Source organism: Paracrocinitomix mangrovi, assembly GCF_019740355.2.
Classification (GTDB): Bacteria; Bacteroidota; Bacteroidia; order Flavobacteriales_D; family Crocinitomicaceae; genus Paracrocinitomix; species Paracrocinitomix mangrovi.
Map to the genome: position 1 here is coordinate 3819104 of NZ_CP091819.1, position 23117 is coordinate 3842220.

At 35.6% G+C, this 23117-nt stretch carries 16 protein-coding genes; 3 read left to right on the top strand and 13 right to left on the bottom strand.

Going from position 1 to position 23117, the window contains the following annotated elements:
* Position 1: 1 nt before the first annotated feature.
* From K6119_RS17140 to K6119_RS17195, 12 genes are all read right to left on the bottom strand, one after another.
* Complete coding sequence (locus tag K6119_RS17140; RefSeq protein ID WP_221833646.1) at positions 2-1018, bottom strand: geranylgeranylglycerol-phosphate geranylgeranyltransferase; 1017 nt, start codon at positions 1016-1018, stop codon at positions 2-4.
* A 63-nt stretch (positions 1019-1081) separates the two neighbouring features.
* Entirely contained in the window at positions 1082-3142 is a 2061-nt protein-coding gene (locus K6119_RS17145) for an OmpA family protein (protein WP_221833648.1), read from the bottom strand.
* Positions 3143-3151: 9 nt separating this feature from the next.
* Positions 3152-3751 (bottom strand): 7-carboxy-7-deazaguanine synthase QueE, encoded by a 600-nt coding sequence (locus K6119_RS17150; RefSeq protein ID WP_221833650.1) that lies wholly within the window; start codon positions 3749-3751, stop codon positions 3152-3154.
* Positions 3744-4661 carry an ion channel gene (locus K6119_RS17155; protein ID WP_221833652.1) on the bottom strand — a complete coding sequence of 306 codons (918 nt, stop codon included), beginning with the start codon at positions 4659-4661 and terminating at the stop codon, positions 3744-3746. The genes K6119_RS17150 and K6119_RS17155 overlap by 8 nt, the downstream gene beginning before the upstream one ends.
* 19 nt (positions 4662-4680) lie before the next feature.
* Positions 4681-5547, bottom strand: a complete 867-nt coding sequence (locus K6119_RS17160; RefSeq protein ID WP_237828046.1) for a ChaN family lipoprotein — start codon at positions 5545-5547, stop codon at positions 4681-4683.
* A gap of 39 nt (positions 5548-5586) precedes the next feature.
* Positions 5587-6486 (bottom strand): J domain-containing protein, encoded by a 900-nt coding sequence (locus tag K6119_RS17165; protein WP_221833657.1) that lies wholly within the window; start codon positions 6484-6486, stop codon positions 5587-5589.
* A 143-nt stretch (positions 6487-6629) separates the two neighbouring features.
* Positions 6630-6974, bottom strand: a complete 345-nt coding sequence (gene rplT / locus K6119_RS17170; protein ID WP_221833660.1) for a 50S ribosomal protein L20 — start codon at positions 6972-6974, stop codon at positions 6630-6632.
* Positions 6975-7085: 111 nt separating this feature from the next.
* A complete protein-coding gene (rpmI, locus tag K6119_RS17175) occupies positions 7086-7286 on the bottom strand; it encodes a 50S ribosomal protein L35 (protein WP_221833662.1) in 201 nt (66 codons plus the stop codon).
* A gap of 68 nt (positions 7287-7354) precedes the next feature.
* Positions 7355-7903 carry a translation initiation factor IF-3 gene (infC, locus tag K6119_RS17180; protein WP_418889092.1) on the bottom strand — a complete coding sequence of 183 codons (549 nt, stop codon included), beginning with the start codon at positions 7901-7903 and terminating at the stop codon, positions 7355-7357.
* 47 nt (positions 7904-7950) lie between these two features.
* On the bottom strand, positions 7951-9888 hold the full coding sequence (gene thrS, locus K6119_RS17185; protein ID WP_221833664.1) for a threonine--tRNA ligase: 1938 nt from the start codon (positions 9886-9888) through the stop codon (positions 7951-7953).
* 111 nt (positions 9889-9999) lie between these two features.
* Positions 10000-10524 (bottom strand): hypothetical protein, encoded by a 525-nt coding sequence (locus tag K6119_RS17190; protein WP_221833666.1) that lies wholly within the window; start codon positions 10522-10524, stop codon positions 10000-10002.
* A gap of 12 nt (positions 10525-10536) precedes the next feature.
* A complete protein-coding gene (locus tag K6119_RS17195) occupies positions 10537-11412 on the bottom strand; it encodes a hypothetical protein (RefSeq protein WP_221833668.1) in 876 nt (291 codons plus the stop codon).
* 153 nt (positions 11413-11565) lie between these two features.
* Between K6119_RS17195 and K6119_RS17200 the strand changes: the two genes are divergently transcribed.
* Positions 11566-12303 carry a PorT family protein gene (locus K6119_RS17200; RefSeq protein ID WP_221833669.1) on the top strand — a complete coding sequence of 246 codons (738 nt, stop codon included), beginning with the start codon at positions 11566-11568 and terminating at the stop codon, positions 12301-12303.
* Positions 12304-12399: 96 nt separating this feature from the next.
* Positions 12400-14436, top strand: a complete 2037-nt coding sequence (locus K6119_RS17205) for a ComEC/Rec2 family competence protein (RefSeq protein ID WP_221833670.1) — start codon at positions 12400-12402, stop codon at positions 14434-14436.
* On the opposite strand, the gene K6119_RS17210 is transcribed toward K6119_RS17205, so the two are convergent.
* On the bottom strand, positions 14431-16536 hold the full coding sequence (locus K6119_RS17210; protein ID WP_221833671.1) for a family 10 glycosylhydrolase: 2106 nt from the start codon (positions 16534-16536) through the stop codon (positions 14431-14433). The genes K6119_RS17205 and K6119_RS17210 overlap by 6 nt on opposite strands.
* A 160-nt stretch (positions 16537-16696) precedes the next feature.
* Between K6119_RS17210 and K6119_RS17215 the strand changes: the two genes are divergently transcribed.
* The gene (locus K6119_RS17215) at positions 16697-23032 is read left to right on the top strand and encodes a PKD domain-containing protein (protein ID WP_221833672.1); all 6336 of its coding nucleotides are present in this window, start codon (positions 16697-16699) and stop codon (positions 23030-23032) included.
* The last annotated feature ends 85 nt before the right edge of the window (positions 23033-23117 follow it).

The window sequence follows — 23117 nt, forward strand, 5'->3', positions numbered from 1 at the left end:
GCTACAAAAATAAAGGACTTACCATTCCAAATAACATGGCTAGCTTTAAAAGATTGGATGAAATTAAATATCTGCTTCTTGAGTTGGCAGTTAATAAAATGCCGAAAGATATCAAGCAAATAACTGCAGAAAGAACAACAAATAACACAAACCAACTGATGTTGATGAACAAACTTCCCTTTGAATTATTAATGATTTCATCTAAACTATTAGTGGAAAACAAATTATTAAGGCTAATGATATCATAGATGTAGAAAGCCATTAATGCCAATAGCGGAATCAACATTAAAATTAAAATTGTTTTGGTTGTTTTGATACCTAAAGAAATAGGTACTGTCCTGGCAGATAAATGCATGTCTCCTCTTATGTCTGCCATGTCTTTGATGATTTCACGCATCAAGTTTATTACAAAGGCAATTGTGGCAATAATTACAACCACTTTAACCACAAAAAATGAATCTATTTCAATGTACATGGTTTGTCCATTTTCAAGAAATCGAAAGTAGAATGCTTTAAGCGGGAAATTATAAATCATTACATAGATAGGTACGATCCCTACTAAAAGGGCTACTAGTATATTGCCTACAAAGATTCTCCTTTTGTACAAAGCTGAGTAAAACCAAAGAAAGTTAATCGTTATAAAGGCAATTAATGCAACCCACATATTACTATGTATCCAGGCCAAATATGTTGCAATAAATAAGCCGACTGAATTAAAAATCCAGTTCCAAACAATTGCCCAACGTCTTTTAATGTGCTTTTCAACGACCATTTTTTCAGGTTTATTAACCCTGTCTGCTTTAATGTCAAAATAGTCATTGATAATATTGCCAGCCCCAGCTATCAACACCACAGATATAATCAGCAAGAAAAAGTCCAAATTGAAATTATTACTTGCTAAGAAACCTGAGCTCTCTGATTGAGCCGATAAACTATGAAATTGAGGAACAAATTCCTTATTATTTCCATGAGTAGCAATAAAAGATTGGATAATACACATTGTTACTGCAATAACCATAAGGTTACCAGACCGAATAAGTCGGAGAAAGTGTAGCAGTAACATGATGTTTATTTTTAATCGCTAGTTTTCCAACACAATGTAAACTGTTCTACGATTTTGTTGGTGAGCGTCTTTCTTAGCTTTATCTGTTGGCAAAGCATTAATCCATTCTTCAGTTCTTTTTACTTCATTACCACTTGCATCTGTAAAAGTAGATGGTCTGGTTTCTCCATATCCTTTATGGGTTAACTGTTTAGCATCTACTCCTTGTTGAACAAGGTAATTGTACACAGATTTAGCACGGCCTTGAGATAAAGTCATGTTGTGCGCGTCATCACCTTGTGAATCCGTGTGACCCTGTAACTCAATTTTCATTTTAGGATTCGCTTTAAGAAATGCTGCAAATGCATTCAATTCTAAAAATGACTCAGGACGTAATTTGTCTGAATCCAAATCAAAGAATACGTTGGCCAAAGCAATTTCTCCACTTGTAGGTTGAGACAAAGGAGTAAGCGGAACATCCATGTGATATGGCTCTTCAGAGTTCTCTGGAACTACCAAATCAAAGTTCACAGTGTATGGATGGTAGCCTTCTTTATTAACGAAAAGAGCATATTTCTTATTAATTGGTAATGAAACCAAGAATGAACCATCCATTGGATCAGAATATGATCTCACAACTTCTTCACCGGTTTCAAGATCTTTCAAACTGAATTCTGCACCTAATTTTTTTCTACTTACTATATCAAATACAGTTCCTGTCATGTATATAGTTTTGGTAGGTCTTACAGTTTCCGGTAATACAAACTGATAAAGGTCAAGACTTCCTAAACCTCCCGGTCTGTCAGAAGCAAACACGGCCAATTTACCATCAGCAAATACCAATAATGAGTTTTCATCATGATGTGTGTTGATTGGGTAGCCCAGATTCACGGGATCACTCCAGCTTCCATCCGGTTGAAGTTGTGTCATGTATAAGTCATATCCTCCCATTCCAATATGCCCGTTTGATGAGAAGTAAAGCGTTTTACCATCAGGGTGAATCAAACATGAAGATTCAGAGTATTTTGTATTGATGTTATCCGGCAATTTTTCAGCTTCACCCCAGCTTCCATCTTCCTGCAACTTTGACATGTAAATGTCTCCATTTCTTTGCGCTCTTCCTCCTGTTCCTCTAATTTGTCCACGAATAAAATAAAGTGTTTTTCCGTCAGATGATAGTGATGGTTGAGTTTCCCAGTGTTTAGTGTTTACCATTCCCGGTAAATTGATTGGGTCTAACCACTTTGTTCCCACTTTTTGAGTAATGAATAAGTCGCAGCTACCATAACCTCTTCTGTTTCCACCATATCCAACTCTCTCTACTGCACAACCGACAAAAATCAATGTTTTACCATCAGGAGCAAATGTTGGTGCACCCTCGTTAAATGAGGTATTGATATTGGTTGGCATTGGCTCACCTGTTTTCCAATAACCATTGTCATTTTCACTTATAAAGAAATCTTCTTGCCATTGACCTGTTCTTTCGTTTGTTACTCTTCTTGTAAAAAGTAGATTGTTTTGATCAACCGTAAGCGTAGGAAAGTATTCAGGATCATATGTATTGACACCAGAACCTACATTTACCGGGTCAAAAGGCACAGGGTTTTTCATTGCTTCAATAGCGAACTCACTGTTTAGAATAATCCATTGATTTTCTTGTTTCATATCATCCGGAGCCGTACGATAAGTAGCATATTTTTGAGCGTGCTCTAATGCTTCTTTATACATTCCATTAGCAAATTCCAGATTGGCTAAATCGTAATAAACATAACCGGTGGAAGTAGTGAAAGTAGGAATTGCAATCAAAGTATGATATGCTTGAATAGCAGCTTCAGGATCTCCACCACGCATGCTGTATTCTGCTTTTAAGATATACGCATCAGTAAAATTTGGGTCCTTTGCAATGGCTTTGTCAAAGTAGTTGATAGCGTCTGAAAAATCTAGTCTACCATTTTGATCTATCGGAGCATTGTGAGCTGCATCCATTCCTGCCTCTACTAATTTGATAGCTTTTTTGTTTTTGGTGTTCCATTTTCCAGGTTGTGCCATGCTACAAGAAGCGATCAAGGCAACAAATAAAATTGTAAGTAAATTCTTCATCCGATTTTCTTATGGAATATCCATGAACTTATGAGTTTGCAAGGATATTTTCCAGTTATTATTCTTTTTAACGTAATCTATCATCAAGGGTAACATCTGATTTAGCTTATCCCATTCAGCTTGCAGGTATAATTTGCAATCAGTTGCTACTTTTTCCCTTAACTCTTCAGCCCATTGAAAGTCATGTTTGTTAAATATAATCATTTTTAACTCCTGCGCTAAAGGGTAAATTTCGTCAAGTGGCTGTTTAAATTTTTTGGGTGAAAGACAAACCCAATCTATTTCGCCAGTTAGTTTATATGCTCCAGAGGTCTCAATGGCTATTTCAATTTGATGCTCTTTTAAAGCAGCAGTTAGGTCTTTCAAATCATACATTGCAGGTTCTCCTCCTGTAATAACTACAAAATCTGTACCTGAAGCCAAAACCCTGTTTACGATTTCTTGAATTTCCACCTCAGGATGGGCATTTTTATCCCAGGATTCTTTAACATCACACCATACACATCCCACATCACAGCCTGCTAACCTTATAAAATATGCAGGTCTTCCTGTGTGATAACCTTCGCCTTGAAGCGAATAAAAATCTTCCATTAAAGGAATTTTACTCATCCTTTACTTTATTTAAGTCACGTACATCAAATTCAATCATACCATCTTTTCTACTTTGAAAAATGGTATCAAAATTCTTATTCCAAATAATGTCCTGAGCGATATATGATTTTCTAGCTCTTGTTCTTTCTGCGTATACTTCATCATATCCATGAACAAGTACTAAGAACTCCGGTTGCATATTGATAATTTCTTCTTTGCTCTTCATCCAGAAAGGGCTGTCTTCATCTATTTTGTGCACTAGCGTCCATGTTAATGCCAATATTTCAATATGAGGAATGGTAAGGTTTAATCTGTAAAATTTTCTTTCAGATTGGCCATTTTCATGAGCAATTGTAAACATGCAAATGATTTTTGCCTCTACGTCTTGCAAAACAACATCTCTTAGATTGGTTAGTTTGAATTTAAAACTATGGCCATCTTCAAATTTCGAGTAAACAAAATTGTCAGCAAACATCAGTTTGGATTGTGGTCTTGAAAAACGACCATAAAGTAACCCAGTGGCCAATGCAAAAGTCATAAATCCCACAAAGGCTTCAATTGCCGCAATAGATTGAGTTGCCACTCCAAGCGGAGACAATGTTCCATATCCTACCGTTGTAAAGGTTTGAATTGAAAAGAAAAAAGCCTGAAAAAATACAGGACCATTTTTAGGATCAATCCCAGCAATGTTATCAAAGCCTACTAAAAGATAAATGAAAGTAAAAAGTATGTTTATTAGGATATATGAAGAGAACAGAATCAAGAAGAACCTTGTCCATGAAATTTCCAATAGATATTTAAAGACATCCTTGAAACCTCTTCTTGCTCCCTTTCTTTCTACATTATAGCTTCCATCCGCATTGATCATTCGCTTGACATTTTTGTCAAACTGAGTTCCAATTCCCGGATCTTTAATTTCTGTTGGCATCTTTTAAATCTTGTGTAACTTAATGAGTAGTTGTCATTGTTTCAGGAACACAAATTATAAAATCAGCCGATTCGTAATAAGCCTTTTCCAGCTCATCTGTACTTTCTTGTGATACAGTAGAAATAGTGATGATTTTATCTTCATTAACTTCCTTTTTTAAGTAATGAATAATTCCTTCGTGGAAGTCAGAATGATAAGCTCCGTTAAAGTGAAGAAATACATTTCTATTGCTGTAATTTTTTAGAATAAAATGGGCCATAGTTGCATCTTTCAAAGCTTGAGCTGTTGCAATATTTACACCACCATGACTGCCAAATTCATGAATCATTTTTCTATAACAATTTACTGTAGAGTCAAATTTGAAATTATCTAATGGTGCAATGTACTGAAGCGCTGTGTTTGATAATGTTTTAAGCGAATCAATTCCTTGTTTATAAGCCATTGACGCATATCTTCTTGGAACGTTTGTAGCTACAAAATATAAACCTTGAGCTTTGGCGAATTCCATTAAAGGTTTATAATCGGTATCATAATTGGGCCACAATCTTACCTCATCTTGAAAACTAGAAGCTGAGATTTTTCCCTGTAAATATTCATCTATAATATATTGATTGTCTGCTTCAAACATTTCTGCTCCCAACACCAATCTGCTTTTGTGTTTGTTGTATAATTTTTTTGTCACTTCAAATTGAAGCCAATGAGAAATAGGGTTGTTGTGTAGCTCCCCAAAAAAGACAAATTTCTTGTCTTCTAACTCTTTCATCATTTTAAAGAAATCTACTTTTTTACCATCTGAAGTGTAGATTACGTATGCGTCCAAATCTTTAGCTTTAACAGAAATGGTGCTAAATGCAATTAAGAGAAATGCTATTATCTTATTCATCATATTCAAAAATAGCCAATTTGAAAGAATTTTAACAACAGACTATTCAAAGATCAGATCAAAAAGATTGAAAATTCGATTGTTATTGAAAGTGAAGAAAACAATAGTTGGAAAGATAACCCATATTGAGAGTAGTCTCCACAAAGAAAATCTCAGGTTAGGTCTTTTGAAAATAATCAATATCAAGGGTACAAAAAAGATGATGTGTAGAATAGGAAAAGCTCCATAAACTGAATTTACAGAAGTGGTTTGATAAACCTCCTTATTTATAAAGTTTTCATACTTATGCATTCTTCTGTTGGAGTGAGAATCAGGGTTGAATGGAGGCATTGGTTCAGCCAATACACTAATGGTTCTCATATCATTAAACAGGTAGCTATATTCTGTTCTAATCGGTCGGTATCCTCTTCCTTCAATCCAAAAGTCCTCATTGTCTACATGAAACATTTCTTTGTTTAATGAAACTATGCGATCTCTATAATCTAAAATAACCCTATCATCACCTGCCGGAATGGATTTGTGTTGACCATCAAGAAAATAATCACAAATCAATAAAGTTGACCATAAAGCTGAATAAACGGCAAAAAATTGGAAAACTCTCCAGGTCCATCCAAAGGCTATTTTTCTATAGTATTCCTTATCCTTTTTTTCTTCTTTGGCTTGATATTGTCTCCAACGTTCTTTGGCCAAAGCTACCTTTTCTGCAAAGATTTCTTCCTTGGTTTTAGGCTTATAGGTGGTGTGATTACTTTTAACTTTTCGTTGTCCGGTAAGAACTTCGTAAGCTTCAGTTATTTTGATGAATTGATAGTGAGCATCAGCAGAATCATTTCTATCAGGATGATATTTAAGTGCTTGTTTACGATATGCGCGCTTGATGGCACCTTGATCATTGGTAGGATTTATTCCCAGTACTCGAAAATATTTCTCTTTGCCAATCATCCGTAACAATAAATACCAAAAAATGATAAAGTAACTAGAAGACGAAAATAATTATAAAATGATTGAAAGTAGGGAAGGATAGGGGATAAAAAAAACCGGCTCCTTTGAGGGAACCGGTTTTCATTAATAACAGAATAATTAATTTATTTTACTTGATCAACAACCGCTTTAAAAGCGTCAGGGTGATTCATTGCAAGGTCTGCAAGCACTTTTCTGTTTAAAGTGATTCCTTTTGCGTGAACTTTCCCCATGAATTGAGAATAACTCATTCCGTGTTGTCTAGCACCAGCGTTAATACGCTGAATCCATATAGATCTAAATGATCTTTTCTTTTGTTTTCTTCCTTCGTATGCGTAAAGTAAACCTTTCTCAACAGCATTTTTAGATACTGTCCATACGTTTTTTCTTCTTCCGAAGTAGCCTTTCGCAAGTTTCATTGTTTTTTTTCTTCTTGCTCTTGCCGCTACTACATTTACTGATCTTGGCATAATTTTAATTTTTTTGGTATGAAGTGAACACTGCGAATGAACCGTGATTCTTAGTTACTCAATACCGGGTTTAATAATTTAACCTTCTCTTTAATAAAAACTCAAAGAGGATTAGAATCTTTTAGGTAACTGAACTTTTACGTTTGGCTCATCAGCTGTATGAACCAATGTTGCTTTAGTTAAGTTTGCCTTTCTCTTCTTTGATTTTTTTGTTAAGATGTGGCTCTTGAAAGCGTGTTTACGCTTAATCTTCCCAGATCCAGTTACTTTGAATCTCTTCTTAGCACTGGATTTCGTCTTCATCTTTGGCATCTTGTGTCTGTTTTAATTCAACAATTATGTTGAAGTTTATCTGTTATTAATGACTCCTTCGGAGTTTTTTACTTTTTCTTAGGGTTGATCATCATGATCATTTTCTTACCCTCTAATTTTGGCAGTTGTTCTACTGAACCGTATTCTTCCAACTCTTGAGCAAATTTCAATAATAAAATTTCTCCTCTGTCTTTAAATACAATACTTCTTCCTTTGAAGAAAACGTATGCCTTAACTTTAGCTCCGTCCTTTAAAAAAGACTGCGCGTGTTTAAGTTTGAACTTAAAATCGTGATCTTCAGTGTTAGGACCCATGCGAATCTCCTTTATAACAACTTTAGACTGTTTAGATTTTAGTTCTTTCTTTTTCTTCTTTTGTTCGAACAGAAACTTCTTATAGTCAATAATTTTACAAACCGGTGGATCTGCATTTGGAGAGATTTCAACCAAGTCTAATTCAGCTTCTTCTGCTTTTCTTAAAGCATCTTTTACGTTCATAACCTCAGCACCTCCGTCCCATACAACGCGTACTTTTGGAGCTGTAATTCTCTCGTTAACTTTATGAGCCTCTTCTTGTTTTCTATAAGGCCCGCGGTTATTTTTTCTTTTTATTGCTATAACTGTTCCTCCTTTCCTAAAACCATTGATCGTTAAATCAATGCGTATTATTGGTTAAGTTCTTTTTCAATTTCTTTGCGAATGTAAGATTCAAAATTTTCAAGGGACATAGAACCTAAGTCACCTTCTCCTTGTACTCTGACACTCACTTCGTTAGCGGCAGCTTCTTTCTCTCCAACAATCAGCATAAAAGGGATTTTATTCACCTCGTTATCTCTGATTTTCTTCCCAACTTTCTCGTTTCTGCTGTCAACGAATCCGCGAATATCGTAATTATTTAAGAATTTTAAAACTTTTTCTGCGTAATCATTAAATTTTTCAGACACAGGCAATATCGCTATTTGATCTGTAGTTAACCAAAGCGGAAATTTACCTCCACAATGTTCAATCAATAATGCGACAAATCTCTCCATAGAGCCAAAAGGAGCTCTGTGAATCATAACCGGTCTGTGCTTTTCGTTATCCGCTCCTGCGTATTCTAATTCAAATCGTTCAGGTAAATTGTAGTCAACCTGAATGGTTCCAAGTTGCCATTCTCTGTTTAAAGCATCTCTGACCATGAAATCTAATTTAGGGCCATAAAAGGCTGCCTCTCCATATTCTACAACAGTGTCGAGTCCTTTTTCAGCAGCTGCTTCAATGATCGCACTTTCTGCTTTTTCCCAGTTTTCATCAGATCCAATATATTTTTCAGGATTTTCAGGATCTCTTAAAGATATCTGCGCCTTAAAGTTCTGGAAATCTAGAATTTTAAAAATGTAAAGAACAATGTCTATTACTTTTTTAAACTCATCTTTTACCTGATCAGGTGTACAAAATAAGTGAGCATCATCTTGAGTAAATCCTCTCACCCTTGTCAGACCATGTAATTCTCCAGATTGCTCATAACGATATACTGTTCCAAATTCAGCAAATCTAATAGGAAGATCTTTGTAAGATCTAGGTTCAGATTTGTACATCTCACAGTGGTGAGGACAGTTCATTGGTTTAAGCAAAAACTCTTCTCCTTCATGAGGTGTTTGAATTGGTCTAAACGAGTCTTCACCGTACTTGGCATAATGTCCAGAAGTAACGTAAAGATCTTTGTGTCCAATATGTGGGCTGATTACCGGTAAATAACCGGCATCTTTTTGCACTTTTTTAAGAAATTGCTCTAGTCTCTCTCTTAATTGAGCTCCTTTAGGTAGCCATAACGGTAAACCCATTCCAACTTTTTGAGAAAAAGTAAAAAGCCCTAATTCTTTACCTAATTTTCTATGGTCTCTTTTCTTTGCTTCTTCAAGCATTTCAAGATACTCAGTTAGCTCTTTTTGTTTAGGAAAGGTAATTCCGTAAATCCTGGTTAATTGTTGACGATTTTCATCTCCTCTCCAGTAAGCTCCAGCAATTGACATTAATTTAATTGCTTTGATATGTCCGGTATTTGGGATGTGAGGTCCTCTACACAAATCGGTAAAATTACCTTGAGTGTAAAATGTGATGTCCCCATCATTTAAACCATCAATTAATTCTAATTTATATTCGTCACCTTTTTCAGTGAAATATTTAATTGCATCAGCTTTTGAAATCTCCTGACGGATGTACTCATTTTTTTGAGAAGCCAGGTCTTTCATTTTCTTTTCAATCTTTGGTAGATCTTCATCTGTAATATGATGTCCACCTAAATCAATATCATAGTAAAACCCGTTTTCAATTGGAGGACCAATAGCCAATTTTGTGCCTGGATATAAAGCCTCAATTGCTTCTGCCATAAGGTGTGCAGAAGAGTGCCACATGGTTGATTTTCCGCCTTTGTCATTCCATGTTAATAGCTTTAGTTCGCTTTTCTCAGGTAATGGACGCATTGAATCAATGACTTCACCATTTACTTCTGCGGCAAGTACATTTCTGGCCAATCCTTCACTAATACTCATAGCAACATCAAGGGCAGTAGTGCCATTTTCATATTCTCTTACTGAGCCGTCAGGCAATTTTACTTCAATCATGCTTTTAAATTATGCTTGCAAAATTAATACTTTAAAATCTTCAGTTGAATTTTGTCCATAAAAAAACCCTGACAAAGTGATTTGTCAGGGTTTCAAGTACTTTTTTATATTCTAGTTCTTGTATCCCATAACAAGTATCACCGCACCTCTTTCTTCCATGGTCGGTTTTTTGTTTTCTGCTCCGGGAATTCCAGGGATTTCATAGTCAACAAAAACTCTTTTCAATCTAGCCGCACCTTTTTTCTTAGTTTGGTAGATATCATTTAATTCATCTGATTCTACTAATAGGTTGCTTCCTTGTACACCAGAAACTTCTTTTAGTAAAACACGGTCTGTATTTGTTTTATCCTCATCAAATATTTTAATTGTAACATCATTTGCTAATGATTTACCATTAAATGAGAATCTGTAATCTGTATTGTTGAATAAGTAAATCTCAACTTCTTTTACTTGTTTATATGTTTTGAAATTGAAATAAGTCACTTTTGAACCATCATATCTAAATGGTTTCAATGCTTTTTTAGCCTCTTCTTTTTGAGAAGCAATGTTCTCTTTAAACTCGGTTAAGTTGGATGCTGTTTGAGCAATTACGAGACCGAACCCAATAATTGCTAAACCTGTTAATAACTTCTTCATAAGGTAATGGTTTTAACCGTTAATAATTTTTGCTCTTAAGTCCTTAATAAGTACTCCTAGTTGGTTGTATTCTGTGTCATTCAAAATAAGTTCGTCTGCAGTTTCATCCTCATAGTAGGCAACAACTGAGTCAAACGAATCAAAAGTTGATTGTACTTTTTCAAGGTCTGCTACTAACCATCCAAGTTCCATGCCATCATTTTTAGGATCCTTCAATCCCTTGATAATATTGTTTAAGATAGCCATTTGTTCAGTCATTTGAGCACCTAAACCATCCTTTTGTCCATTGTTTTCATAATCATAAACCCCAAGGTACATTCCCTCTGTCCAAGCTCCGGCAAAGTGAATAGCTGAATTGTGTTGCATGTTATTTTCTTCCATGAACTCTTCAGTTCTCTCATGGATATCAATCATCAAAATCTCAATTGAATCTTTGTTTTCCATGTTAAGGTCAAAACGATCCATTAAATCCTGATTTTCAAACACAGATTCCATTCCGATTTCACCTGCTAATTCAGTAATTACTTTTAAGTATTTTCTACCTTCATTTGCTTGCTCGTTTAATACACAATAAGCCATGTCAGCAGAATAAACTCCAAAGTTTAACATCTGTTTTAATTCATCAGTATAGTTGTCAACATTGTCAACACTATTAGTAATTCCTGCATTGTACTCTAAACCTGATTTTTTAAAGATACTTGCTACTTGTAATGGAGAAGGTAAATGGTAGTCAATTTCTGGTGACTCATCAAATAAGTCAACATCAATATCTTCAGTTAAAGAAGTGTCTACGTCCATCACGTCCTCCGGCTCAGAGTTTCCACATGATTCCAAAAACAAGCTGAAACTGAAAGCCGCAGCAGATAATATCAAAACAGATTTTCTCATTTCTTGTAGGTTTAATTAGGCGACTAAAATAGTAAAATGATTTTAAACCTATTGGTTTTAGTGTTGTTTTTTAATGCTATATCATTAAAAATATTACATTTAGTCTTGAATCCCCTTTTGACCTCCAAATTTTTATTGCTTAAAATCGGTATTATGAAACACTTATTTACCATTGCTTTTGTGCTTATTGTTGGAATTTGTAATGCACAGTTGTGGTTTGACGTTGGAGCAAAAGCGGGAATTGGAGCGGGATTTCCAATGAACAAAACTTTAAATGATGATAGCAGACTCAATATTGGAGTAGGAATGAACTACTTTTTCGGTGGAAAAGTAGGGATTAACTTTGGTGAGTATGTAGGCTTAACTTGTGATGTAGACTACGGAAAGTATAATTTTGGATTTAATCAATCAGAAATTCCCGGATTTACTTCAACTGAATCATATAAATACAAGTTTGGATACAACGCACTTGGTGTAATGCCAATGTTTAGATTCACTAAAGAGATGTCATATCTTGAAATTGGACCACAATTTTTATTTGCCAGTAACCAGTACATTGAGGACGAAGCAGGAAGTGGTGTTTCACCTACTGCTGAGGAGTTGATAGATTCAAGAATGACAGGTGTCACTTTTGGATTTGGTGCTCACATGATTGGAAATGAGATTATTTCTCTGATGATGGGCTTAAGATTTAACTACGTTTTTTCCGGAATAACCTCAGATACGTATGAGGCAACAAATTATCCATTTAGTAACTATTATGACATTACTTCGGCTAATAAAACATCACCAATTAATGCTCAAATAGTTCTTGAAGTTAATTATTCATTAGGATACATTGCCAGAAGTACAACTTCTTGTGGTAAACGTGCGGCCTTCTTAACTTTTTAAACACTTTAGCAACATCAATTGAGGGGTTAAAAGAGTTATTTTCCTCAAAATCATATATTTATCGATTGAACCTTTCGATATAAAATTGATTTTGTGATGAATTTCCCGCTCATCTTTAAGTTACTCATACCAATAATAATTGGTGTGGTTGTTCATTTTTATACCGGGTTTTCATTATCTATTTGGTTTATAGTAGCCGAACTGTTCGCTTTGTTTTTGTTGTCCCTACCTATTTTGTCAAAAAGTAAAAAAGGCAATCTGGTGTTTGGAGTCTTATTGACGTTATTCGCTTTTACCCTTGGAGGATTCGTTGCCCAAGTACACGATAGTTCAGTTAATCCTAATTATTTTGCGAACAAGTCAGCAGATACATATTTGGTTCAGGTGATTGAAATGCCTGAGGAAAAGGCAAAATCTGTTAAATGCGTGGTAGATGTTTTACAAGTTGGTAATGAACAGGTGTCCGGTAAAAGTCTATTGTATTTTCAAAAAAGTGATCGTTCTCAAAAATTGAAATATGGTGATTTGATAACTGTCAAAACCAATTTTCAAGAAATCAAATCAAATGGTAATCCAAAAGAGTTTGATTACGCCAGGTATTTGAGAATTCATAATATTCATGAGCAAGGATATGTTAAAGAGGATAACTGGGGGCTGAAAGGCAATGATGCAAATCCATTCTTATCTGCCATTTTTAGTTGGCGTCAAAATTTGAGTGAGTTGATTAACGATTCTGGTATGTCTCCTAAAAACGCTATGGTTGCAAATGCATTGCTTTTAGGTCAAAAAGAGTATTTAGATAAAGATGTTTTAAGGTCCTATTCCAGTGCCGGAGCTATGCATGTACTAGCAGTGAGTGGTTTGCATGTGGGAATTGTGATGCTCATTTTAATGACTTTTCTGAAGCCATTCAAAAAACTCAAATTTGGCAAGAATATTTATGTTATTGCGTTGCTTTCAGGAATTTGGTTTTATGCTTTCATAACCGGATTATCGCCTTCAGTAATGCGTGCTGCTGTGATGTTCTCATTTATAATAGTGGGGCAGGAGTTGCAGAGAGAAACTAACGTCTATCAAAGTATAATGGTGTCTGCTTTTTTACTGATTTTAACAGATCCTTATATTATATTTCAAGTGGGGTTTCAATTGAGTTATTTAGCGGTTCTGGGGATTGTCTACTTACAACCAAAAATTGAGAATCTATTTTATGTTAAAAATAAAATCCTTTATAAAGCCTGGCAAATTTCAGCTGTGTCGATTGCTGCTCAAATTGCAACCTTTCCTTTAGGACTGTATTATTTTCACCAATTCCCCAATTTCTTTTTGTTGTCGAACCTTTTAGTGATTCCAATGGCATTTTTTATACTAATTGTTGGAATGTCATATTTGATTTTGCATATAATTCCTCTTATCAATGATTTATTATTGTATGTTTTAGATGTGCTAATAAATGTGCTCAACTTTGGAGTAGAATGGGTAGAGAAATTGCCTTATTCAATTTTATGGGGGATAAGCATTGAATGGTATGAAGTGTTTTTAATTTATATCTCCTTGTTTTTGGGAGCAGTATCTTTTATTCACAGAAAGTCAAAAGCCCTTATTGCATCACTAAGTGGATGTTTGATCCTTTTGGTTTTTAATGTTTGGGAAAACAATGCTTTAAATAATGAAAATTCAATTTGTATTTATAACGTGAGTGATGAAGTTGCAATTGATGTATTTCAGGGAAGGAATAATACATTTTTTGCCACTAAAGAATTTATGGATGATGAGGAAAAGCTGCTTTTTCATGTGAAGCACAACTGGTTTTACCGAACAGGTAATGAACAACCGAGCTATTTTAAAAGCATAAATAATGAAAAGTTAATTTCTGCAGGAGGTAAAAAACTACTGTTGTTGAATCAGGAATTGAGCAATGAATTAGATATCAATATTCCGGTGGTGGATTATGTTGTACTGCATGATATTGAATTTATCAAAAAAGAGTGGCTGGATATTTTTGCATCCAATAATGTATCTATTGTGATTGGACCAAAAGTAAAATATGGATTACGAGAATTTATTAGTAATAACTATTTGTCATCATTAGTACACAATCTGAAGGAAGATGGAGCTTTTGAAATTAGATTATAGGTTTTTATTAAACTCTTTGTACAATCTTTTTATAATTCCTTTTTGCTCTTCATTCAAATTATCTGCTTCAAAAATTGATACGCCTGAAGCTCCATTATTGTAGGCTTGTCTTATCGCGTCTTCCAAATCTTCGTTTTTTGATAATCCGGGTATGTACAAACCTGAGTAGATAGGAAAGTCTACTTTTTGTACATCTGTTTTAGTTGCAAAGCCAATCCATACTGTACTTTCATTATAAAAGTTTTGATACAGCATAGGAAAAGCTGCATCCAAATTCCAATCATCCCAGGCCTGTCTAACCATATGTCTTGACATTTCTGGATAGGGAAAAACAGCTGCAGTCATCTTAATATTTTTTGAGTGAGCAATAGCTACACATTCATTTACCAAAGTAGTAATGGCGTCTAATCTAAATTGTCTCCACTCAGCACTGAGTTCAGGATTATCCAGATCAAGAGGGTCATATCCGAATTTAGCCTTGAATTGTTCTCTTGCAATTGGATGATATCCATAATCGTATTCAGGCATTTCATGATCTTGTACCAATCCATATTTTGGTTGTAATTGAGCACCTAATATTACATCAACATATCGTACGTAATCCAGGTGAATTGAGGCAAGACCTTGTAGTTGAGTAAGTTTTTCTACATTGGATTTAATATAGTTTCTTGCTTCTGGATGAAAAGGTGAAAGCCATTGATAATAATCTACATATGCCCTGTAATCCAACGAGTTTTCTCCTTTTCTATTCACTGCATACCAATCCGGATGTTGCATACATGTGCTGTCATTAGGTCTGTTCAATGTCCACATCCATGCATGGATTTTAATGTCTTTTTGCCCTGCCAATTCAATCAAAGGCTGTAAAAATTCCGGGCTCCCTCCAACTAAAACTTCAGATATTCCAATTGATTTATAATTATCCAGTTTATCGTTCCATTTCTCCTTGTCAAATACTTTGTCACCGTGTGCCCAGGTGGCAAATGTGAAAAGGGGATTCTTATTTTGATTTACAGAAAGATCTCCCATTTCATTAATAAGGTAAGTTTTGCCACTTTTTGGTGATTGAATGCTCAGCTCAAATCCTTTGTTTGTTTTAAAAAAATGAGCGGTTAAAGTTTTCTTACCACTATATAAAATCTTCAATTCTTTTTTGAATCCCTGATGATATGTTGTCAGTTGTTTTAAATCACCAAAACGAATTTTTCTAAATAGCGCATAAGCACTTTGTTCTATTAATACATCTTGATCTGGTTTGAATAATGATTGGTCAGCAATGGCGCTATCAGAGAAAAATAAGTATCCCCACATTTCAGGAGCGTGCATGTTGATAGCTTTTTGGTTTGTCCAACTCCAATTGTCTTCTCCCATGCTATTATTTTTGACAAATTTCCTTTTGTATTTACCATCTACAATTTCATGTTGCCATTGAACTCTTGAAAAGTTGATCCTCCAAGATTCTCCATTAACAGGAGTTTTTCTGGGTTTGTTTTTAAGTGTCAATAAAGCCTTCATAGGTATGGCCATTTCAACACTCCATTTTATGTCTGTATCTGATGGATCATTAATCGTTCCTTCAATATTTACAGCAGATTTTAGTTCATTTAAGTTCCATTCATTGTTGGCCTTTCCTCCAACTCTGTAGGGTTTGTCCAGTAATAAATCCCAAACGGTATTAAGCGCATTGATTTCTATTTCAGCATAATTTTTAGTGTCACTGCTGGGATCAATAAATACTTCAAAATCATTGTTGTAAAAAATAACTTCATCCCGTTTGGTGATATCTGCCCAAATATGTGGTTCCATCATTTCTGCATAAACCATTAGATATTCGTCATTCCAAAGCATTTTAACTTTAGTTTCATATCTGGGACTTTCGCCATCAGCAATATCTCCAAATGAATTTGTAAAAGGAATATTTTTCCATGCCTTATCCGAATCTTTCCCATCAATTAAAATAGGAAATTTGGATTTTGAAACTACATAGTGATTTGGGACAATAATGTCATTGCTGATATCAATAAATTGAAGTTCATTTGCCTGTTGTGCAATTGAATTGCAAACTGTCAGCACATGCAATAAGATTAACAAATGTTTCATCCCAACAAATACTTGATTTCAAAGTTACTTAATCGATTTAAATTAAAGGAAATTTTTTAGGTGATGAAAAATTGTATTTTTAAAAGTTGAAAATGGCAACGGATTTAAGGCTAACTACGTTATCTAAATCACAACAAATACTTGAGGTACACTACAAGGAATGTTTATTAATAAAAAGCTACTACTTCTTGCCCTATTAATTCTTTCTCAATTAGTAGGATGGACGCAGTGTGCGGATGTAAATGCAGCTTTTACAACTTCCCAAACTGATATCTGTGGCCCGGGACCTACAACAATAAATTTCACCAACAATTCAACAGGTGTTAATGCTGCAGCCGCAGATTATGAATGGTTTTTAAATGGATCATCAATTGACAATACTTCAGGTTTAGCCGCTCCAAACAGTGATAATATTGGTGCTGTGGGAACATACACCTACATGTTGGTAGCAACAGATGCATCTGTTCCATGTACGGATACTGCAATTATGGTAGTTAATATTTATCCAACCCCAAGTGCCGGATTTAATTTTGGACCTAATAATGCTTGTGCGGGAACAACAGTTAACTTCAATAATACAAGTACTGGTACTCAAGGATCAACCACTTACAACTGGAATTTTGGAGACGGAAATACATCTACTCAACAAAATCCATCAAACAATTATGCTGCAGGAGGAACTTATAATGTCAATTTGACTGTAACTAACGGACCCGGATGTACAAGTTCTACAAGTCAAATTGTTACAGCATTAGATATTCCAAATGTTAACATCAGTGGTGATGATGGGGATGGAGACCTCACGAATTGTCTTTTACCGGCGGATCCAAGTACCCAAGAAACAGTTACATTTTTTAATTCTACAACAGATGCGGTGAGTTATGAATGGGATTTTGGAGATGGTTCACCAGTTTTTACTACAGGGTCATCTGCGCCATTCACTCATGATTATACTTCATTTGGAACATACACCGTAACAATGACAGCTACTCATGCTAATGGATGCACTTCCACAGCAACCTTGACTGTAGTTTTTGAAAAGTATGTATCGGCAGCAATGACGCTTGATATTACTGAATACTCAGGTTGTGCCCCTCATACTATGTCTACCCTTACTAACTTGTCTGTAAATGCAAATTCTTATGTATGGGATTTTGGGGATGGTTCTGTAATAACAACTACAAGTCCAACGCCACCTGCACACGCTTACACAACCGCTGGAACCTATACCATTTCTCTTACAGCTATTAACAGTTGTAACATGGCCAACGCTACAATTAGTCCTATTGTCATCATTGATGGTCCAACGGCTAACTTTGGTACAAATCTCCCTTTTTCAGGCGGAACTTTAGGATGTGCTCCTCATAATTTTACGGTTACCAATTCCTCTACAAATGCACAGCCTGCCAACAACTTTTATTGGGATATGGGAAATGGAAACACTTATACTAATACTACAACACCTCCGGCTCAAGCATATGATACCGCCGGAACTTATACAGTAATGTTAGTTGCTCAAAATGCTTGTGGACCTGATACTTTGATTATGTCAGTTACTTTGGACACTTTACCGGTTGTGGATATTGTGTCCACCCCTTTGGATGGCTGTTCACCTTTGACCGTACAAACAACTAATAACTCTTACGTTCATCCAATGAATTACCAGTGGTTTGTAGATGGAGTTTTTACTTCCACAAATCAAAATTTACCTGATCAAACCTTTATTAATTCCGGAACTAATGCACCGGTTAATCACACTATCCAACTCAATGGGAGCAATATTTGCGGAAATGATTCTGATCTTGAAACCATTGTTGTACATCCTGAAACTATTGCGAATTTTAACTTGTCAGCAACCGAAATTTGTGTTGGGGAAAGTATCACTTTTACTTCAACTTCAACAGGAGAAGCACTTACATATGATTGGGATTTTGTCACGCAAACAGAAGCAACTCAGGGTCCTCATACAGTTACTTATAATGTAGCTGGAAATTACACAATAACGTTAATTGTAGATGGATTTTGTGGGCCTGATACAGCAACTGCGGATATAATTGTACATCCTTTTCCTATTGCAGATTTTACGGCTAATCCAACTAGTGGATGTGTAAATTTTGATGTAAATATTACGAATAATTCAACCTTGGGAGGTACGTACAATTGGATATTTAATGGAGCAACACCAGGAACTTCAAATTTGTATAGTCCACCAACTTTAAATTACGCAACAGCCGGTTCTTATGATATTGTTTTGCAAGTAAATGTGAATGGATGTATTGCTAATGATACGGTAGCAATAATTGCCAATCCATTACCAATTCCTTCTTTTACTGTTACTCCTAATAATGGTTGTACACCTTTAGATGTGTCTTTTACAAATACTTCACCTAATAATCCGGGTGATGTTTTCGATTGGGATTTAGGAAATGGGAACACTTTCAATGGACAAAATCCTCCAAATCAAACTTATGTTGCTGCGGCAAATGATAGTATTTATACAGTTCAATTGATTATTACAACTGCTGATGGCTGTGTAGATTCAGTTGAAACTAATGTCACTGTTCATCCTCTGCCAATTGCGGATTATACACCTTTACCGGATACAGCTTGTGCTCTTGATCCAATTGCTTTTTTAAACAATTCAACAGGTGGCTCAACTTATGAGTGGGATTTTGGAGACGGAACCTTTTCAACTGCCATAAGTCCTTCTCATTCTTATACTTTGACAGGAGATATATCTACTCAATTGGTGGTGACTACTGCATTTGGTTGTACAGATACAATGACATATGATATTTATGTTGATTCTATTCCTACAGCAGATTTTAATTTTACTGTTGTTTGCGACATTGATACAACATCATTTACAGATTTATCTACCGGATCACCCACTGTTTGGGAATGGGATTTTGGGGATGGTTCTCCTGTAGATAACAATGAAAACCCAACTCATTTTTATGGTGCAGCAGGGAATTATAATGTGATTTTAACTGTAACCAATCCTGCGGGATGTACAGCAACAACAAATCAATTAGTTGCGGTGAGTGAAGTGCCAATTGCAGATTTTATAACTAATCCAACATGTTTGGGTTCACTATCTCAATTCACAGATAATTCATCCGGTATCCCAACAACATGGATTTGGGATTTTGGTGATGGTTCTCCAGTTGATAACAATCAAAATCCAACTCATATTTATGCCACAACCGGAACATATACAGTTGAGTTAATAACTATGGCCGGTAATGGTTGTTCTGATACTACTTCATTGCCAATCACAGTTACACCAATTCCTACAGCAGATTTTACTTTTGTTGAAGTGTGTACAAATGATACCACCTTTTTTACAGATGCTTCATTGGGAGCTCCTGATACCTGGGAATGGAACTTTGGAGATGGAAATACTGATTTGACAAATAATCCAAATCCGGCACATGTTTATACAACGGCAGGAACCTATAATGTAATGTTGGTGGCGGGATATTCAGCAAGTGGATGTACAGATACGATTGTTTATTCAGTAGAGGCTAATCCTTTAACTACCCCTAATTTTTCAACTAACACACCTTGTCTTGGAGGAACAACCATTTTCACTGATTTGACAGGTGGAACGCCAACCATTTGGGAATGGAACTTTGGAGATGGCTCAGCTGTGGACAATACCCAAAACCCTTCACATAATTACCTGACTCCTGGTTTGTTTGATGTGCAATTGGTTACTGAAAATGTTTTTGGTTGTATTGATACGATTATTACATCTGTTGAAGTATTTCCATTACCAACTGCCGATTTTGAGTTTGATACCGTTTGTTTAAATGCATTGACATCTTTTACAGATCTTTCAATTGATGCGGTGGCATGGGAGTGGGACTTTGGTGATGGATCTGCATTTAGTTTTACTCAGAACCCAACACATGTTTATGGAACCTCAGGAACTTTTGATGTTCAATTAGTAGTGACAAATGTTCAGGGATGTACTGATACTTCAATTCAAACAATTACTGTTAATCCTAATCCTTTTGCAGATTACACTTTCTCAGTTGCTTGCCATACTTACCCAACGGTTTTTACTGATAACTCTTCTGGAAGCTTAAATTATTACTGGGATTTTGGAGATGGAACAGCAATTAATAACAATGCTTCTCCTTCATATACATATGCTAATGATGGTTCATATGATGTTGAAATGATAGTAGAAAATGTTTTTGGGTGTACAGATACGATAATCCAAACAGTTGATGTTTTAGTTCAGCCTCAAGCCGGATTTGTAAATAATACTGTATGTGCAGGAGAATCGGTAGCTTTCACAGATACTTCTACCCTAGGGCCAACCACTTGGGAGTGGGATTTCGGTGACGGTTCACCTCTAGATAACAATCAAAATCCGTCTCATTTATTCAATCCGGGAGGTATATATAATGTTACTTTGATAGTTGGAAATATTGCCGGATGTATGGATACGACGGTTGTACCTGTTGAGGTGTTTACTGTACCTGTTCCAAATTTTACAGCAGATACGGTTTGTTTGTTTAGTATTACCTCTTTCACTGACTTAACTGTTGATGCCACTCCTTTGGCTAGTTGGGATTGGGATTTTGATGATGGAAATACTTCATTTCAACAGAATCCTACTTATATTTTTCAATCACCCGGACAGTATGATGTTGAGTTAATAGTTACCAATGTTAATGGTTGCGATAGTTCAATAATTCTACCGGTTTTTGTTTCAGATATTCCGGTTGCGCAATTTATAGCAGATACTGTATGTTTGGGTAATCCAACAACTTTCACAGATGCATCTTCAGGTTTTCCGTCTTCATGGATATGGACTTTTGGAGATGGTAATTCTTCTTCAATAGGACCTGTGGTTCAACATACGTATGCAGGACCCGGAACTTATATAGCATCATTGTTTGTAACAGCAGGTGGGGCGTGTTCAGATCAGGTTTTTCAAATTGTTGAAGTAGTTGATAATGTTCAGGCCGGAATCATAGCTCAGGATTCAATCTGTGACGGAAATACAGTCAATTTTATAGATGATTCTAACATTTTAATAGGAACCATTTCAGATTATTTCTGGGATTTTGGAGATGGTAATTCTGCTACAACGCAGGATGCAAGTCATTTATATGGTGCTCCTGGAACTTATAATGTTATCCATACTGTACAAACAACAGGTGGTTGTTCTAACTCAACTACAATGGATATTACAGTTTTAGATGTACCTGTTACAAATTTCCTTGACTTGCAGGGGTGTCAAAATGCACCTGTCTCATTTGCTGATCAATCCACAATTGCCAATGGAGCTATTGTTTCATGGACCTGGGATTTTGGAGATGGAAGCCCGGTAATGACATCTCAAAACCCAACGCATATTTTTACATCAGATGGTACTTTCACTGTGAATTTAACGGTAACCTCCGAATTTGGATGCTCAAGCTCTGTTGATATTCCAATTGTGGTTCATCCTGCACCTGTTGCTGCATTTACAGCTCCGATAGCTTGTCCTGGGGACACAATACAGTTCACTGATTTGTCCAGCATTTCTTCTGGTTCTATCGTGAATTGGGAATGGGATTTTGATGACAGTACACAATCATTTGTACAACATCCTCAACATGCTTTTCAAGATTTAGTAGATAATTTTGATGTGAGTTTAATCGTAACATCCAATTTTGGATGTACAGATACGGTAATCCAAAATGTTCAAACTCATCCGTTTCCAACATTTTTATACGGACCTAATTTTGCTGCAGGTTGTCAACCTTTAGAGATGCAGTTCCACGATTCAAGTATAGTGGCTGGAGGTATCATAACAAATTGGGAATGGAATTTTGATGATGGCTCTGCTTCTTTTGCAGAAGATCCTATTCACATATTTGATGAGCCAGGTGAATATTATGTAAGCTTAAGCCTTACAACTTCAGATGGATGTACCTTTACCAATGATTTGAGTTATCCTGTGGTAGTTTATCCTAAGCCTGAGGCCGGCTTTAGTCCTATTCATTCAGAAGTGAGCATTTTAGAACCAGAAGTGCAGTTTATTGATAATTCTTATGGGACCTTAGATTGGGAATGGTACTTTGGAGATGGGAATTACAGTAATGAATCTAATCCACTGCATGAATACAACGACACAGGTTATTTTGAAGTGATGCAGATAGTGTATTCTGATTTTGGTTGCTCAGATACAGCCTACGGAACTGTCCATGTATATGGGGTTTTCTCTGTTTATGTTCCTAATACATTTACCCCTAATGGTGATTCTAAAAATGGAACATTTAGAGCATATGGAATGGCTATAGATACCTATGATATGTGGATTTTTAATAGATGGGGAGAGCAAGTTTGGCATACCCAGGATATTAATTCAAGTTGGGACGGAACCTACAACGGAATCTTGGTCAAAGATGATGTTTACGTCTGGAAAATAGTCTGCTATGATACTGAAGGTGGAGAACATGAATTGTATGGTCATGTTACTGTATTAAAGTAAGTTAGCATCTAATTAGTGTTTTTTATAAAACGTTGATCAGTTATAAGTGTTAATTAATTAACATTAATTTAATATTGAGGGGGAA